Source organism: Streptomyces sp. WELS2 (assembly GCF_013870595.1).
Taxonomy (GTDB): domain Bacteria; phylum Actinomycetota; class Actinomycetes; order Streptomycetales; family Streptomycetaceae; genus Streptomyces.
Genome location: NZ_JACBWZ010000001.1, coordinates 37,549 through 51,554, shown reverse-complemented (window position 1 = coordinate 51,554; position 14,006 = coordinate 37,549). Strand labels below are relative to the sequence as shown.

Here is a 14,006-nt window from a genome sequence, read left to right as displayed (position 1 = left end):
GCTGATGGTGTAGTCGTTGCCGCCCGCGCTGGTGCTGTTGCGCAGGTACACCATGTGCTCGCCGCCCGCCTCGCCGCCGCCGGCCCCGAGGCCACCACCGGCCTCGCCACGCTCCCGGCCCGTGCCGTGGGACCGGCCGACCCGGCGGGGAGCCCGACGTGAACCACGACCAGGAGCCGGAGATCGTCGCCGTCTGGCACACCGCCAGCGCCGTCGGCCGGGCACTTCGAGGAGTTGCTCGCCGACGACACCATCCACGCGAGGACCGAGCCACCCTTCGGCGAGACATACCACGCCGCCGAGGAGAACCCCGACTACAACCCCTCTGCGACTCCCCGCCGCCCCACACGCGTTCCGCATGAGCTGCGCGGCCTGTGCCGTCTGCCGGCCGTGCACGTGCCTGCCCCGCCCTGGTGTCCTGTGCCATCGAACTTTGAGTGCGAGCCATCGAAGTTTGAGTGTCCAGGTTGTCCGGCCAGGCTCGGGCGCCGGAGCGGTGTCGGTGGTGGGCGGCAGACTGCGCGCTTGGATGCGTCTCGCGACACCGATCGCTGTGACCGTGCTGGGCTGGTGGGGGTGCGGTCGATGGGTGGCCCCTTGATCGTCGTTCCGCAGTCCTCGGTCAACGCCTGGGGTGGATGCACGGAGGACGGTTCCGTCCTTGGTGATACCGATGGCCGTGATGACTACGACCGCGCCTGCGAGGTGGGGGGCTGGGCCGGTGTGATCGCCGTGGGCGCGGGCTCCGTCACTGCGCTTGTACCGGCCGATGAACCTGCAAGGACGTGCTTCCTGCCGGAGAAGTTGCTGTATGTGCGGTGGCTGGCTGCGGACTCCGAGGCCGAGTTGTTCACGGCAGTCGAGGCGGTTCTGGCCGATCCGGACACTGCTTGGGAGGACGGCGGCCTGTGGGTCAACGATGGTCCGGCGGTGTTGATGGATTCGGCCGTAGCGGGCGCCGATCTGGGAGTGGAGTGTCCCGACGGGGGCGGCCGGACCAGGATCCGGTGCAGATCCCCGCAGGCCAGTGGAGGGTGCGGGCGGTCCATAAGGGCGGCGCGTTCCCATGGTCCGACTTGGTGCAGCTCGTCGCCGAGGACGGTCACCCCTGACGCTCAGTACCTCTGCCACTCACACTTCGGTGGCAATCGGTCAAAGTTCGATGGCGCAGGACAGCGGGATGGAGCACGCAGCACCGCAGATGCCCGTTCTCACCGAAGCCAGTCGTCGTCTCATCTAATCCAGTCGGGATACAGCTGGCTTCTGCGCGTCCCCGAGCGCGGGCTTGCTGCCGGACGGCAGGTGCTCACGGGCGGCCATCGTGGAGGACACACTGAGCATGCGCACTCAGGAGGTTTGAGTACGAGACAGGATCGCCGGGCGCGGGCCGGCTCGCTGGGATGGGGACATGAACACCGCCCCGCAGCCCGCCGCAGCCCGCACTGTCACCGGATGGTCTGTCGCCGGCCTCGTCCTGCTCGTGCCGACCGTCGTCGTCGCGTGGATCGCCGTACTCGCCACCAACCGCGGCAGCCGCTGCCTGACCTACGGCGAACAGTGCTCGACGGTCCCGGGCGAGGCCCTCTATGGTTGCTTCTGGATCGCTCTCGCGGCCGGTCTCCTGGCACTGATGTGGCCCCGAGCACGGTGGACGGGCGCCAGGATCGGGGTCGTATTCCTGCAGTGGGTTACTCAGCTCACGCTGGGCGCTCTGATCCTCAGCGGCGCGTGATGCCGACCCTCCGCAGGCCACGCCGCTGGCTTTGTCCGCGAGAACGGGTTCTGGCTCAACTTCTGTGACGCGGCCACGTTGAGTGACAGCTGAGCCCCTTTGAGTAGTAGGTGAAGTCGCCCGAAAATGACTCGTGGTATCCGGTTGGGATGACAGTTCGGGCCCGTGGAAGAGATCGTGCTCCGGTTGAAGGAGCTGTTGTTCCCGTCGATCGCGGACGTTGCGGTGCTGTCGGTGGATGTGAGCATCGCAATAGTGCGGGTCGACGCGGAATGCACTTCGAACGGTGCCGCTTGCCCGGCATGCGAGGTCTGGTCGAGGATCGGAGCGTTGGCCGACCTCGGCTTCCGCGGCCTCGACAACGGCATCCGCCCCGTGATCGTCACCGGCTACACCGCAAGCCGCACCCACAATCTGACCTCGGGCCAGAAGCAAGCCAACCGTGTCCTCGCCGTCGGACGCGCACCGGTCGAGCACGGCTTCGCCCACCTCAAGAACTGGCGGATCCTCACCAAACTCCGCACCGACCCCGCACACGCCACCCGCCTCCTACGGCGCTCTAGTCGTCCTGACGAACCTCGAGATCAACTGCTGACGCATGATCGCCTCCGTGGACTTACGCCCGCGACCGGCGTGAGCACCCCGAGAACCGATCACGCCAGCCCTCTGACCTGCTGCTTCAAGTTGGCGAAGGCTCACGGAGCATAACCACCGCACCCTCGCCATCATCGCCGCTGCTGCTCACCGCCCGCTGCGCTGACATGCAGGCCGGCACCGGCCTGGGCGCGGAGACCGCTGGCCGAGACGTGGTTGGCGAGTACAGGCCGGTTTGTGACAGAGCATCGTGCACCGTCTGCGCCCGGAGCAGCACGAACGCGGACCGGCACATCAGCCCGCCCGGCCTACTCCTCTCCGGTCCGCAGGAGCGTGCCGTTGGCGTTTGGGGCATAGGTTCGACGCGCATTCCTCTCAATCTTGCGGGCGACTTCCTCGTCCAGGTCCACGCCCTGCATGTGGGCAAGCCCCACCAAGTACAGGAACACGTCGGCCAGCTCTTCACCCCGGTCGGGAAGCTGCTTGCGCCAGGCCGCGAAAGATTTACCGACCTCCGCCGTCAGGAGCCCGAACTCCAGCGGCACATCGGCTCGGACTACGCCCACGAACTGCGCCACCGCCCATGACCGCCAACCCATCGTGACGTGCCGGCAGAAGGCGTGCGGGCAGGCGCAAAGCCAGCGGAGATCACCGCCGTCGGGGCCGGTGTCGTGAAACCATCAAGCGATGACCGAAACGAGCAGTGACGACAGCCACGCTTACCGGCGTGAGACGGAGCGGGTTGTCAACGAGATCGCCCAGGGGCTGCGCACCTTGGACGCTGGTGTGGGCTGGTTCTCCGCTCTGGCCCCGTCACGCCGGCAGGCGGTACTGCAGGAAGTCACCGGCTATGCGATGCAGGCGCACATCACGGCTGCGGACGGACGTGCAGGGGTGGCCCGCTCCGGTGTGAAGCCCACGGCCAACCCCTCGGTGATGATCTGCATGGACCCACCCCGCTACGGGTTCGCGGGGCTCCCCGCCGCCGAACACGTCAACGCATTCCGCGTCCTCGTTTCCGCGTTCACCATTGCCGACACGCGCCGCCGCGAGAGCTACTGCAAAGGCGCCTGCGGGCATGCATGGCACAACCTGCCGGCGGCAACCGACCAGCCGTAGCAGGCCGAGCCGGTCACCGACGAGCCGGGCCAGCTCGTCGGCGGTGTGAGCGCTGGTGGAGCATGGCTGGTGGGGCCGGGAGCAGACCGCGCGGGGGAGGCTCCGGCGCTGGATCGGCGAGCGCGGCGGCGGGCCGGGCACCCGCGCTTTCCGGCTGTCGTGGGCCCGGTTCGGCTACAGCTCGAACTCGAGGTCGATCAGGTTGGTGAGTTCGACTTCGAGGCCGTGGGCGCGGTGGCCGTTGTCGCGGAAGTAGATCTCGCCCAGGGCCTCGGCGGCGATCTGGCTGGCGGAGCTGGTCCCCGGTGGCGCCTTCCTCCCGGGCCGTGAAGAGGCGGGCGGCGTGCTGTGGGGCAGGGCGAGGGTGAGGTGGCGGATGCGGGCGTCGTCGGTGCTGCCGGGGGCGGCGGTGTAGCCGAAGGGCCCTGGACATCGATCATGATGCCTGCGGTGGTGGCCGCGGTCTGCTTGGCCTTGGCCTTGATCTGTGGCTGCCAGTGTGCGCGGACCTCACGCTCCAACCGGTTAGCGAGCTGGGGCCGGGGGGTTTTGATCTGGTTCTTCACGTCCCGCTCGTCGGTGCGCTGGCTGATACCGGGCAGGTCGGCCACCCGTCTGGTGCTGCGCTGGTGCCGGCGGACCAGGTAACGCATCTGTGCTCCGGCGGACTTCGGGATCGGGCGCGTGAACGCGCCCTGCACCGCTTTGTCGAGTCCTTCCCCGACCGTGACCATGCCGCGATTCCCCCCTTATTCTCCGGTGTCCTGGTCCCCCCTATGCTCCGGTGCCCTGGGCGGCGTGCTCGCCGGTCTTGATGTAGCGGGCGAGGTTGGCGACGTGGCCGTCGCCGGCGAGCTGCTCGAGAACGCCTGAGCCCCACAGCACGCTCTGGGTGCCCTCGTGCTTGACCATCCCCGGGGAGACACCGAGCCGGAACGATCCCGGCACGGTCTTGCCGTCGGCGCCGTAGGGCAGGCCGTCCAGCGGACTGGGCCCGTCGGCGGCATACACGGCGCAGTCGGACAGGACCGCGACCGGATACTGCCCGGTGGCCGCGGCAAGGGCGACCATCTTACGGTGCATGTTGATCCGGGCCCGGGAGATCACGGCGGCCCGGATGTCGGGCCGCCACGTGGGCCGGGCCAGCGCAGGCCAGGCCTGCCCCGGCTTCCAGCCGCCGCCGCGCGCTGCCCAAGCCGCCCGTGAGCTCGGTATCGAGTACACCGAGCAGGTGAAGCAGGCCGACCGGGACGCCTGGGCGAAGATCCGCGCCCACCAGGCCGGCGGCGCCGCCGCATGAACCTGACCGCGGTCCTGGACCACACCGCCCTGGCCGCTCTGTTCCGTGCGGACCCGTTCTTCACCGGCCTGTACATCGAGGCCTCGCGCGGCACCGGCCGCGTCATCATCCCGTCCCTGTCCGTGCCGGCCGCCGAACGGCAGGTCGCCGGCGCGGGCAGGCACGCGGCCACCCTGCGGTTCGCGGAGAACATGCCGTTCACCGCCGCGCACGCGGTGGACGCGATGGACTGGAAGAACACCGACTGGCCGGTGGCCCACGCCGCGGCGATCGCCCTGGCAGGCGGTGAAGGCCGGCGAGCCGCTGACCGTCCTGTCACGCGTCCGGGCGGGCGAGAAATCTACCTGCAGCCCGGCACAGCAGTGCAGCAAGATGTCACTGAGGAACGAAGGGGGGATCAACATGCCGAACAGCGGAGCCAGTATCACCGACCAGCTGGGCCCGTACGAATGGTCGAACGAGGAGACGGCCGCGTTCGAGGCGGCGATCGAGGCGGTCAACGGGGCGGTCGGCGCCTACAGCGCGCTCATCGCCTCTGAGGAGGCGAAGCCCGAGCCGGACCAGGCGGTCATCGCCGAAGCCCGGACGGCTCAGGTTCGGCTCGCCCACGAGCGCGAGGGCCTGCGCCCTACCGACCGCGAGCGGATCGCCGAGGCTCGCGCCAGCTACGCGCAGCTCGCACGCGAGGTACTGGGGAGGATCGCGTGATAGACCCGGCAGAGGTTGAGCGGTACCGGCTGCCCGAAGCGGAGAACCAGGGCGCGTATCGGGTCGTGATCACCGGAGCCGTCAACGGCTTGATCTGCGGCCAGAGTACGGCCGAGGAATGGTGTTGCCCTCGCCTGCGGTGATCACTAAGGTTAGTCGGGTGACTGCCGGGTCGGCCTTGGGCCATACACAAGTGAGTTCTCCGGCCTCGGCGTGAGCCCGAGGTGGGCCAGAGGCCCGCCCCCTTCTCCGCGTCTTTGCTCCCAGCGCCCGCATGTGGCGCCCTTTCCAGCGGATCCCAAGACCGGAGACACACCACTGATGCCCTATGACCAGCGCTACGCACATCAAGTCGACCTGCCGACGGCCGGCGTGCAGCTGAACCACACTGCCGTCTACGCAAGCGACCGATACCTGTCCGCGGAGTTTCTCGCCGCGGTCCTGGGCCTGAAGGTCGGCGCCCCGTTCGGGCCGTTCCTGCCCGTTGACCTCGGCAACGGCGTGACGCTCGACTACTACGAGAAGAGGAACGAGGCGATCCAGTCACAGCACTACGCCTTCCTCGTGCCTGACGAGCAGTTCGACGCCGCGATCGCCCGTCTGGAGGCGGTCGGGGTTACCTACTACGCCGACCCGGGCCACACCGACCCGGGAAGGATCAACGGCCTGTTCGGTGGCCGCGGCGCCTACTTCGACGACCCGGACGGCCACAACATGGAGATCATGACGCGGCCCTACGTCCGCCCGTAGGCTGCGACCGAGCCCTGCTCAGGTGGCGGCCCGAGTGAGGTCTTCGATCCAGATCATCGAGGCGCGTAGGTGGAGGCCGGCGAGGTAGCTCTCCAGGGACTTGTCGTACCGGGTCGCGATGCCTCGCCAGGCCTTCAGCTTGTTGATCAGCCGCTCGACGGTGTTCCTCTCCTTGTAGAGGTCGGCGTCGTGACCGAGGGAGCGGCCGCCCCTGGAGCCTTTCTACTTCCGGTTGGCGGTCTGGCCGACGTTCTCCGGGATGACGGCCTTTATATGGCGTCTGCGTTGGTATGCGCGATTGCCGCGGGACGAGTATGCCTTGTCCCCGGCGACCGCGTCCGGCCGGGTGCGCGGGCGTCCCACGGGCCCCGGACCCGGATCTTCCCCAGCACCGGGATGAACTGCGGACTGTCGGCGGCCCGTCCAGCGGTCAGGACGAACGCCAGCGGGCGGCACTTCCGGTCGGCCGCGAGGAGCACCTTGCTGGTCTGCCCGCCCCGAGAGCGACCGAGCAGGGCGGCCTTCAGCCGGAGCTTCCGACGGCGCCGGACACATCGCCGCTCCTCCCGCTCGGGATCGGCCTCGGCGTCCTGCCCCTTTGTTCTTCGAGGCTACCCCCTTTGACCTGGCCTTCTCCTCCTCGGCAGCAGCCTTCTCCAAGATGGTGAGGACGTCCCCGCTCATGTACATCCCGGGCGGCATCGCGGTGGGCACGTGCGGTGGTGGAGTCGATGCTGACCAGGGACAGGTCCACCTCACCCCGCTTCGCCGCCTCCGCGATCACACCCTCCAGCAGGGCCTCGAACCCGCCGGCGTCACGCCACTGCCGGAAGCGATTGGAGAGCGTCGACCAGGCCCCGAACTCCCGTGGCATCTCCCGCCACTGCCCGCCGGTCTTGAACCGCCAGATCACATCCTCGAACTGCTGCCGCAGTCGCTCGGGATACGGGCCGTACTCACCGATCGGTAAGTAGGGCCCGATGAACTCCCACTCCGCATCAGTCAAAGGATTCGAACAGACCGCAATCTGAAGCGTAAGCTCCTGAGTTCACGACGCAGACGGGCTGGTCCCCATGAACCAAGTGTGGTGAGCCGATGACGGACTTAGCTCAGGGGACGGTCTGTCCGGGTCAGATCGCGCTATCGATCGAACGCATCGCGGGCGTCTGGGACGAACTCCTGCTGCCTTACCAGGGACTCAAGCTCTGGCTCGCTAAGCCAGTCGTGCCAGGCGACTTCCTGGACATTTGGCCGGACGGATGCCGTGATGACGACCTCGTGCAGTCCGAGCCAGTAGGGACTGATTGCCCCAGCACACAGAAATTTGAGCACGAAGCGCGGGGCAGCATCAACGCCGAGTTCCTCCGACAGTTCCCGGGCCGCGGCCTCCTCGTACGATTCACCAACATCAGCGGCACCCCCAAGCATCCAGTTGTGCTGACCCGGAAAACGGGACGAATCGTCCGGGCGGCGATGAACAAGGAACCGTCCGTCTTCGTCGCGGCACACGATCGTGGCGATGCGATGAAGCCAGCCCTGACGAATCGCTTCGGCTCGGTCAACGACCCCCAGCACCTGGTCCTGCTCGTCGACGCGCTCAACCAGTTCACCCATGGGCCACACGATGCCAGGGGATGCTCGCGTCGAAGCCAGTGGGTTCTCACGCTGGCTTGCCCCGCCGGCGGGGCCGACACGAGGGGGCTGACAACCCATCGCAGTCCATCTGCGAGCCGCGCCGTCCCAGGCCATCCACATTCGAACAGAGCCGGAGGCAGGTGCCTCCCGAAGTGGTGGACATCTGCCGTCCGTTCTCGTAGACAAAGCCAGGGGATTGATGGGGTACACCGCCGTTCACCCGGTGTGGGGTCGGCTGGACGCGTCGATGGACGACCTCGGGTGTGGCCGTGCCTGTTCGGACGACCACCGGGTCAAGGGGCTGCGGCTGGCGTGTCCGGAGTGCGGCGGGCGGGTCTTCGCCCGGCCTCCGGGCAGGTCATCCGGCACTTCTACCACCAGGTTCGGCCTCGGGACTGCGAACTGGCGAACGAGTCGGCGGACACCACCTGCTGAAGCTGGAGCTGGCCATGGCCGCCCGGGCGGCGGGATGGCGGGCCGAACCGGAAGTGAGCAGCGAGGCCCGGAGCTGGCGGGCCGACGGGATGGTCTTCGACGAGCACGACCGCCCCTTCATGGCGCTGGAGGCGCAGTTGTCGCCCATGACGCAGGAAGAGACGCTGATGCGTACGGACCGCTACGCCCGGAACGGTGTGGCGGTGTGCTGGGTCGCCGTGCAGGACCGGCCGTGGCAGCGCGTCGTGTCCTCGCTGCGGGTGCGCTTCCCGAGTCAGCGGGGCGAGACCTGGACGGTGTGGCATGGGATGGCGCGCTACGCCTGGGAGCCGCGCACGCTGAAGGCGAAGGCGAAGTAGGTGCACATCGCCTGCCCGCTCGGTGATGCGATCAAGTGGGTCCTCGACGGGCGGGTGCGTGTCCACCCCGCAGCGAACGGAACGGCGTGGTGGACGGCTCCCGCGTACGAGGACCTGGCCCTCGTGCGCGCCCTGATGGAAGCAGACGCCGAGGCTATCAAGCGGGCTGCTGCCGCCGAGCGCCGCCGGAAGGACGCCGAGGAGCGCACCACCGCGGCCGCCCAGCGCCGCCGGTATGCCGAACGGATGGCGCTGGAGCGGCAGGCAGAGCTGCAGGAGCGACAGGCGGAGTTGCAACGCCTGGCGGGCTTCACGCAGCAGGGAGACTCGCGTGGACCACACGCCACCGTGCCCACCTCGCCGGAGCGTTGGACGGCGCCGACCCCGACCTGCCCGTGCTGCTCCTGGTGCGCCAGCCCAAGTTCATCGACCGGGCGGCAGCCGCCGGCATCGACCTCCAGCTCTCCGGGCACACCCACGGCGGCCAGATCTGGCCCTTCCAATACCTGGTCCGCATCGACCAGCCCGCCCTCGCCGGTCTCAGCCGGCACGGCGCCCGCACCCTCCTCTACACCAACCGCGGCACCGGCTTCTGGGGCCCGCCCTTCCGCGTCTTCGCCCCCAGTGAGATCACCCTGCACGTCCCCCGCTCGCGGTAACACCGCCGCCCGTGGCGGGTGGTTCGACCTGGTCGTTGCGGTGGGTATGGGAGGTGAACCGGCGACCAACTCCGCCTTCATGCCGATTTCATCGGCCTTCGCACACTCAGGGAGTGAGGAGTGCGACCAGCCGGTGGCCGCCACCACGGCGCGGACAGCGGACGACACGTCCGGGGTCCCCACAGGTGCGCCGCGCTCCGCCAGGAAGTTCACGGGCTCCCTACGGAAGGTCGACATGCACAGACAGATCAAGGACGTCAGGCGCCTTTTGGCCGCCCCGCTCGTCGCCCTGGCCATGCTCACCACCGGTGTCATCGCCTCCGCCACCACCGCGCGGGCGGCCGACTCCGCCGCCTGGACGTTCACCAACCCGGACGGCACCCTCAACGCGACCGGCACCGGTGACGGAGCGCAGATCTCCGTCACCCCCAACGGCACCAACTACACGAACTGGCGCCTGATCGCCGCCGGTACCGGCACCTTCCGCGTCGCCAACACCAACACCGGCAAATGCCTCTACTCCGTCCAGCCGCTCGTTCAGCGCTCATGCGGCGGAGGCGACAGCGACGACGGCCAGCTGTGGCACTTCCACCCTGTCACCGGCAAGCCGAACGCCTTCCGGCTGGTGCGCACCGATGAGAGCTACTGCCTGGACAACCGGGGCGGCCTGCACCTGTGGGGCATCCTGGCCCAGCCCAACCCCTGCGACGGCTCCGCCGGGCAGGAGTGGACGGTGCCCCAGGCGAAGGCGCCCGAGGCGCTGAAGCTCGCGCTCGACTACTACGCCGACCTGTGCTCCCGGAAGACCAGCACCTGTTCGTGGACGGAGAAGTCCGAAGGGCAGCCGGAAGTCCTGCCCCGTCAGCCCGCTTCGTCGATCTGGTACAACGACACCGACGCCACGATGAAGCAGGTCTTCACCACGATCTACCACTCCGGCTGGGCACAGTCGTACTCCGCGGGTCTGTCGTCCTCCGTCGGCGTCTCCGCCCCGGTCCAGGCGATGGTCACCAGCCAGCTCAACGCGACGCAGACCTACACTTCCGACGAGACCACCGTGAACGGCATCTCGATCGACGTCCCGCCCAAGAACTACGGATGGGTCGACTTCGCCGCCGTCGGCAAGAAGGTCACCGGCACGTGGACCTTCGACGCCGACCACCAGCCGTGGACGGCCGACGCGACCGTGACCGTCCCCGTCATCAACTCGGCGGCCGGGTCCACGATGTACGTCGCCCGCACCGGCGCGGACGCGCCCGGCACCGGCACCGGCGGCGCTGACGTCAAGCCCGCCGTCATCGCGAGGACCGCGTCGGCCGCCGTGGACGTGCCCGAGGGCGGCAGGCTGACCGCCTACCAGGGCGGGATCAGGGTGAGTGACGCGGACGGCTCCACGGTGGCCACGGTCATGCCCGGCACGGTCATCGATACCGACGGACAGATCCACAAGATCTCCTTCACCCTGAGCGGGACCACCGTCACACAGAACATCGAGGGCGTCACCGGGGACACCGTCACCGGCACGATCACACCCCCGGCCTTCTCCTTGGGCGACAGCGCCTCCACCGGCTCCGCCGTCGCCGAGAAGAGCGTCCGGACGATGTCGGCGGCGTCCTTCAAGGCCGCTGCCGCTGCCCGGAACAGCGACGCGCACGACAAGTGCATGGCCGCGAAGATCGGCACCAGCATCGTCAGCGGAGGGGTCATGGGCCTCCTGAGCGGGCCTCCCGGAGTGGCCACCGGCATGATGACCGGCGCCTTCAGCGGCATCGTCATGGGCCTCGCGACCTGCCCGAAGTAGTCCGACCGGACCTGAACCCCTGGGTCCCCCCGCCTGCGGTCCGGCAGGGGGAGCCGGGGGTTGCGACCCCGGCGCTGTGGCGGCGTGCCGCACCTCGGAGGTGGAGTCGGCGGACACCCGCCGCCCCGGCCGGCAGGTCAGCACCGCGGCCGTGCCGCGGCGGCGAGGTCGTGCAACAATGCACACGGATCTCGCCCGCGGCGTGCGGGCGGGTCAGGTAGGCCAGCAGGGAGGCGATCGCCCGCCGGTGGTCGACCCAGTTCAGGCGGGAGATGTAGTCACGGCGCGCGGAGCGGGCCGCACCCCATCCCTTGGGCAGGGCGATGGCCAGCAGCATCGGCAGCAGCGCCCAGTGCAGCGACGCCAGCGCGATCGCGGCCGCCGCCATGCCGATCACCACGCTGCCCACACCCACCGACCGGAGCATGCTGCGCGCCGAGTCGGTGCCGAACTTCCCCGCCTCCTCAGTGCGCTTGCCCTGTTCCAGGGCGGCGTGGGTCTTGACCAGCTCGCCTTCGTGGCAGACCTGGACCATGGTGGCGGTGGAGCGGACGTCGACACGGCCTCCGATCAGCTTCCAGGGCACCGAGTAGAGGGTGCGGCCGACCTTGATGTGGATGTCCGGGCCGACCATCGCGGTCGACCATCTGGCCAGCACGAACGGTGTCTGCGGCAGAGGCAGGAGGCCCTGGGACTCCATGGCCTCGAAGACCGCCATCGGCTTGGCCCCGTCCAGCGGCCGGCACTGCCGTTGCCCGGCGACGTTCCTCGCCCAGGTCAGGGTCTCGGCCTGCATGTGTTCCAGCGAGGTGAAAGTCCGCCCGCTCCAGAACGAGTCGCGGACATAGGGCATGGGCCGCTCCACCCTGGGCTTGTCCTTCGGCTTCGCGGCGCGAGCAGGATCCACCAACGTACCGTAGTAGGAGGCAAGTTCGGCGTACGACTTGTTGACCTGTGGGTCGTAGAGGTCTGGCTGTCCACCCCGGTCTTGAGATTGTCCGGCACCAGACGGCGTGGGACACCGCCGAAGTAGCGGAAGGCTTCCGGGTGCGCGAGGGTCCAGGCATGCTGGTCCATGTGCACCACCGGGCGGACGAACATGTGCCGCGAGGTCGGCAGCACCATCACGAATACCCAGATCCGGTGCCGCTTGCCGGTGGCCGGGTTGATCCACTGCCCAAGGAATCCGTAGTCGATCTGAGCCTCCGAACCCGGCTCGACGTTCTCCCTCCGCACCGTGACTTTGGAACGGGCGGCCTCGTCGGGCAGGTTCTCGTGCACCCAGCGCCGGAACGTCGACAGTGACACTCTCAGCTTTCCTTCGTCCCACAGGCGTTGGTGGATCGTGGTGACCATCGTCGTTTTCAGCAGCTCCTTGACGTAGTCGCGGTGCGGCTCGATCTCCTGCCACCTGACCTGGTTCAGCTTCCGGCTGGCCAGCTCCGGGAACCAGCTCTTGAGCAGCTTGGCCCAGTCCGCCTCACTCATGGGCGGTCCGCCCGGGGTGATCCCCGCTGCCTCCGCCGACGCCAGGTACTTCTGAACCGTCTTGCGGTTTCCTCCCAGCGAGGCGGACACCTGGCTCTTGGACCGGCCCGCGTACCAGTGCACGTAGATCTCGACGATGTCGACCACGGTGAACGTTCTCCTTGCCATCCGGTGCGTCCGTCGGCCTCTCGGCTCACGGATCGAGGTGCCGGTACGACTCCGAGAGGTCCAGACCCTCAACCCGGGCACCGGCATGCCCATGGGGAAACCGAATAATTCGCAAGGAATGCCTAACAAGCGATAAAATCATCCGAAACGTGGAACGTTACGCCAGTTCGAGCATGGTCGGCGGCACCATCGATGGTCGGCGCCCCGGTGGGGGATCGTGACCACGCGGGTGGGGAATTACGTGACGCTGATCATGTAGATCGTGGGGAATTACGTGACCGCCGACAGCGCGCCTGGTGTAGATGACTGGGCCGTCATTCGTCTGCGTTCTTGATTGCCTTTCGGGCCTCGCCCGTGAAGGCGGCGCGCTTCAGCAATCGTGTGTCGTGATCGGGGCCCTGACCCGGGGCGTGCAGCTGCGCCGCGATCCGGCTGTCACCGACGTTGTCCCTGAGTACCTGCATGATGACCTCGAACTCCGCCCATGCGTCAAAGTAGAGTTCTGCTGCAGCATCTTCGATGGACGACGGACCGTGCAGCCCGGCGACGTGTAGAGCATGGTCCAGATGCTTTAGAGCCGACAAGGCCGCCTGGATATCCGGCCGCTCTGTGTCATCCGCGTCTCGTGGCGGTACGAGCCGCCACATCGCATCGATCGCATGCCACGCGTCCGTAGAAGCGGCGAGCAAGTTGTCATACGCGGTGCGTCGCGATTCCTCACGCGCGCGGCTTCGCTCAGCGTCAGTTTGTTGACGCTGCAACCGGAGAGTGATCCATCCAGCCAGACCGGCAGCCGACAGGGTGGAAAGTGCCGTGATTAAGGCGACCGCGATGGTGTCCTGCATGGAGTAAGTCTCACCGGATCGAAGCCGATGTGACGCCCTCACGGGATACTTGGTCGATCGCGACCAGCGGGAGAGGGAAGGAATCGAGCAGTCCCACATCGAGCTGGGCTGGACGGGCAGGTCCCAGGAGCAGGAGCAGGCTCTGCCCGGGCAGAAGGCCCAGGGCCGCTGGTTCTCCCGCTTCTGAAGGCGACCCGGGCAAGCCTCTCGGATGGGAGGCTTGCCCACCGCGGGTGGCAATCAGGGGTGGCAACGGAGGTTGCCCTACAACTTGCCCCTCAAGTTGCTCTAGCGCGCTCGGGGTCAGCCGCATTCCCAGCGGTGGCTGCGACGGCGCAGCTTCGAGTCTCGACGGCCGTGGCGGAGGTGCTGGGGCAAAGGCGGCGACGGCTGCGTCCTGCCTTCTGGTGAAC

Annotated in this window: 13 protein-coding genes and 6 pseudogenes; 11 read left to right on the top strand and 8 right to left on the bottom strand. The window is 68.2% G+C overall.

The features are described 5' to 3' along the window. Window positions 1-585 precede the first annotated feature (585 nt). The 3 genes and pseudogenes from H5J33_RS36970 to H5J33_RS38560 all read left to right on the top strand — a co-directional run. Window positions 586-912 (top strand): annotated as a pseudogene (locus tag H5J33_RS36970) (Imm21 family immunity protein); the annotation flags it as partial. Between the two features lie 496 nt (window positions 913-1,408). Further along, window positions 1,409-1,732, top strand: a complete 324-nt coding sequence (locus H5J33_RS00265) for a hypothetical protein (RefSeq protein ID WP_181792666.1) — start codon at window positions 1,409-1,411, stop codon at window positions 1,730-1,732. Between the two features lie 165 nt (window positions 1,733-1,897). Continuing rightward, window positions 1,898-2,440, top strand: a complete 543-nt coding sequence (locus H5J33_RS38560; RefSeq protein ID WP_399552733.1) for a transposase family protein — start codon at window positions 1,898-1,900, stop codon at window positions 2,438-2,440. A gap of 194 nt (window positions 2,441-2,634) precedes the next feature. On the opposite strand, the gene H5J33_RS00255 is transcribed toward H5J33_RS38560, so the two are convergent. Further along, window positions 2,635-2,904: a hypothetical protein gene (locus tag H5J33_RS00255; protein ID WP_181792665.1), complete on the bottom strand. Its 270-nt coding sequence runs from the start codon at window positions 2,902-2,904 to the stop codon at window positions 2,635-2,637. Window positions 2,905-3,013: 109 nt separating this feature from the next. Here H5J33_RS00255 and H5J33_RS00250 point away from each other — a divergent pair, with 109 nt between their 5' ends. Further along, entirely contained in the window at window positions 3,014-3,445 is a 432-nt protein-coding gene (locus H5J33_RS00250) for a DUF5958 family protein (RefSeq protein WP_181792664.1), read from the top strand. Between the two features lie 174 nt (window positions 3,446-3,619). On the opposite strand, the pseudogene tpg reads toward H5J33_RS00250, so the two are convergent. Next, a pseudogene (tpg, locus tag H5J33_RS36965) lies at window positions 3,620-4,179 on the bottom strand (telomere-protecting terminal protein Tpg). A gap of 40 nt (window positions 4,180-4,219) precedes the next feature. Beyond that, window positions 4,220-4,633: pseudogene (locus H5J33_RS00245) on the bottom strand (transcriptional regulator); the annotation flags it as partial. Here H5J33_RS00245 and H5J33_RS00240 point away from each other — a divergent pair. From H5J33_RS00240 to H5J33_RS00225, 3 genes are all read left to right on the top strand, one after another. Next, on the top strand, window positions 4,527-4,745 hold the full coding sequence (locus H5J33_RS00240; protein WP_181792678.1) for a hypothetical protein: 219 nt from the start codon (window positions 4,527-4,529) through the stop codon (window positions 4,743-4,745). The pseudogene H5J33_RS00245 and the gene H5J33_RS00240 overlap by 107 nt on opposite strands. Before the next feature lie 285 nt (window positions 4,746-5,030). Continuing rightward, the gene (locus H5J33_RS00230; protein ID WP_309485279.1) at window positions 5,031-5,453 is read left to right on the top strand and encodes a hypothetical protein; all 423 of its coding nucleotides are present in this window, start codon (window positions 5,031-5,033) and stop codon (window positions 5,451-5,453) included. Between the two features lie 321 nt (window positions 5,454-5,774). After that, window positions 5,775-6,203, top strand: coding sequence for a VOC family protein (locus H5J33_RS00225; RefSeq protein ID WP_181792663.1), 429 nt, complete (start codon window positions 5,775-5,777; stop codon window positions 6,201-6,203). A gap of 18 nt (window positions 6,204-6,221) precedes the next feature. Here the strand turns inward: H5J33_RS00225 and H5J33_RS00220 are convergent. Beyond that, window positions 6,222-7,230 (bottom strand): annotated as a pseudogene (locus H5J33_RS00220) (IS5 family transposase). A 113-nt stretch (window positions 7,231-7,343) separates the two neighbouring features. Next, window positions 7,344-7,817, bottom strand: coding sequence for an NUDIX hydrolase (locus H5J33_RS00215; protein ID WP_181792662.1), 474 nt, complete (start codon window positions 7,815-7,817; stop codon window positions 7,344-7,346). A 470-nt stretch (window positions 7,818-8,287) separates the two neighbouring features. On the opposite strand from H5J33_RS00215, the gene H5J33_RS36960 reads away from it, so the two are divergent. The 3 genes and pseudogenes from H5J33_RS36960 to H5J33_RS00200 all read left to right on the top strand — a co-directional run bounded on the left by H5J33_RS36960 (window position 8,288) and on the right by H5J33_RS00200 (window position 11,092). Next, window positions 8,288-8,632, top strand: coding sequence for a hypothetical protein (locus H5J33_RS36960; protein ID WP_258564757.1), 345 nt, complete (start codon window positions 8,288-8,290; stop codon window positions 8,630-8,632). Window positions 8,633-8,976: 344 nt separating this feature from the next. Continuing rightward, a pseudogene (locus tag H5J33_RS00205) lies at window positions 8,977-9,291 on the top strand (metallophosphoesterase); the annotation flags it as partial. A 235-nt stretch (window positions 9,292-9,526) separates the two neighbouring features. After that, a complete protein-coding gene (locus H5J33_RS00200) occupies window positions 9,527-11,092 on the top strand; it encodes an RICIN domain-containing protein (RefSeq protein ID WP_181792677.1) in 1,566 nt (521 codons plus the stop codon). A 166-nt stretch (window positions 11,093-11,258) separates the two neighbouring features. Here the strand turns inward: H5J33_RS00200 and H5J33_RS38555 are convergent. From H5J33_RS38555 to H5J33_RS00185, 3 genes and pseudogenes are all read right to left on the bottom strand, one after another. Next, window positions 11,259-11,813 (bottom strand): annotated as a pseudogene (locus H5J33_RS38555) (Mu transposase domain-containing protein); the annotation flags it as partial. 56 nt (window positions 11,814-11,869) lie between these two features. Next, on the bottom strand, window positions 11,870-12,727 hold the full coding sequence (locus tag H5J33_RS38205) for a hypothetical protein (protein WP_309485278.1): 858 nt from the start codon (window positions 12,725-12,727) through the stop codon (window positions 11,870-11,872). Window positions 12,728-13,062: 335 nt separating this feature from the next. Then, the gene (locus tag H5J33_RS00185; protein ID WP_181792661.1) at window positions 13,063-13,593 is read right to left on the bottom strand and encodes a hypothetical protein; all 531 of its coding nucleotides are present in this window, start codon (window positions 13,591-13,593) and stop codon (window positions 13,063-13,065) included. Between the two features lie 49 nt (window positions 13,594-13,642). Between H5J33_RS00185 and H5J33_RS00180 the strand changes: the two genes are divergently transcribed. After that, window positions 13,643-13,780 carry a hypothetical protein gene (locus H5J33_RS00180; protein WP_181792660.1) on the top strand — a complete coding sequence of 46 codons (138 nt, stop codon included), beginning with the start codon at window positions 13,643-13,645 and terminating at the stop codon, window positions 13,778-13,780. Window positions 13,781-14,006: the final 226 nt, after the last annotated feature.

Bases quoted from the DNA above. Each gene is read 5' to 3' on its own strand.
- H5J33_RS00200 (WP_181792677.1), top strand. From the start codon at position 9,527: ATGCACAGACAGATCAAGGACGTCAGGCGCCTTTTGGCCGCCCCGCTC.
- H5J33_RS00215 (WP_181792662.1), bottom strand. From the start codon at position 7,817: ATGGGTGAACTGGTTGAGCGCGTCGACGAGCAGGACCAGGTGCTGGGG.
- H5J33_RS00240 (WP_181792678.1), top strand. From the start codon at position 4,527: ATGTTGATCCGGGCCCGGGAGATCACGGCGGCCCGGATGTCGGGCCGC.
- H5J33_RS00265 (WP_181792666.1), top strand. From the start codon at position 1,409: ATGAACACCGCCCCGCAGCCCGCCGCAGCCCGCACTGTCACCGGATGG.
- H5J33_RS36960 (WP_258564757.1), top strand. From the start codon at position 8,288: ATGGCCGCCCGGGCGGCGGGATGGCGGGCCGAACCGGAAGTGAGCAGC.
- H5J33_RS00185 (WP_181792661.1), bottom strand. From the start codon at position 13,593: ATGCAGGACACCATCGCGGTCGCCTTAATCACGGCACTTTCCACCCTG.
- H5J33_RS00225 (WP_181792663.1), top strand. From the start codon at position 5,775: ATGCCCTATGACCAGCGCTACGCACATCAAGTCGACCTGCCGACGGCC.
- H5J33_RS00250 (WP_181792664.1), top strand. From the start codon at position 3,014: ATGACCGAAACGAGCAGTGACGACAGCCACGCTTACCGGCGTGAGACG.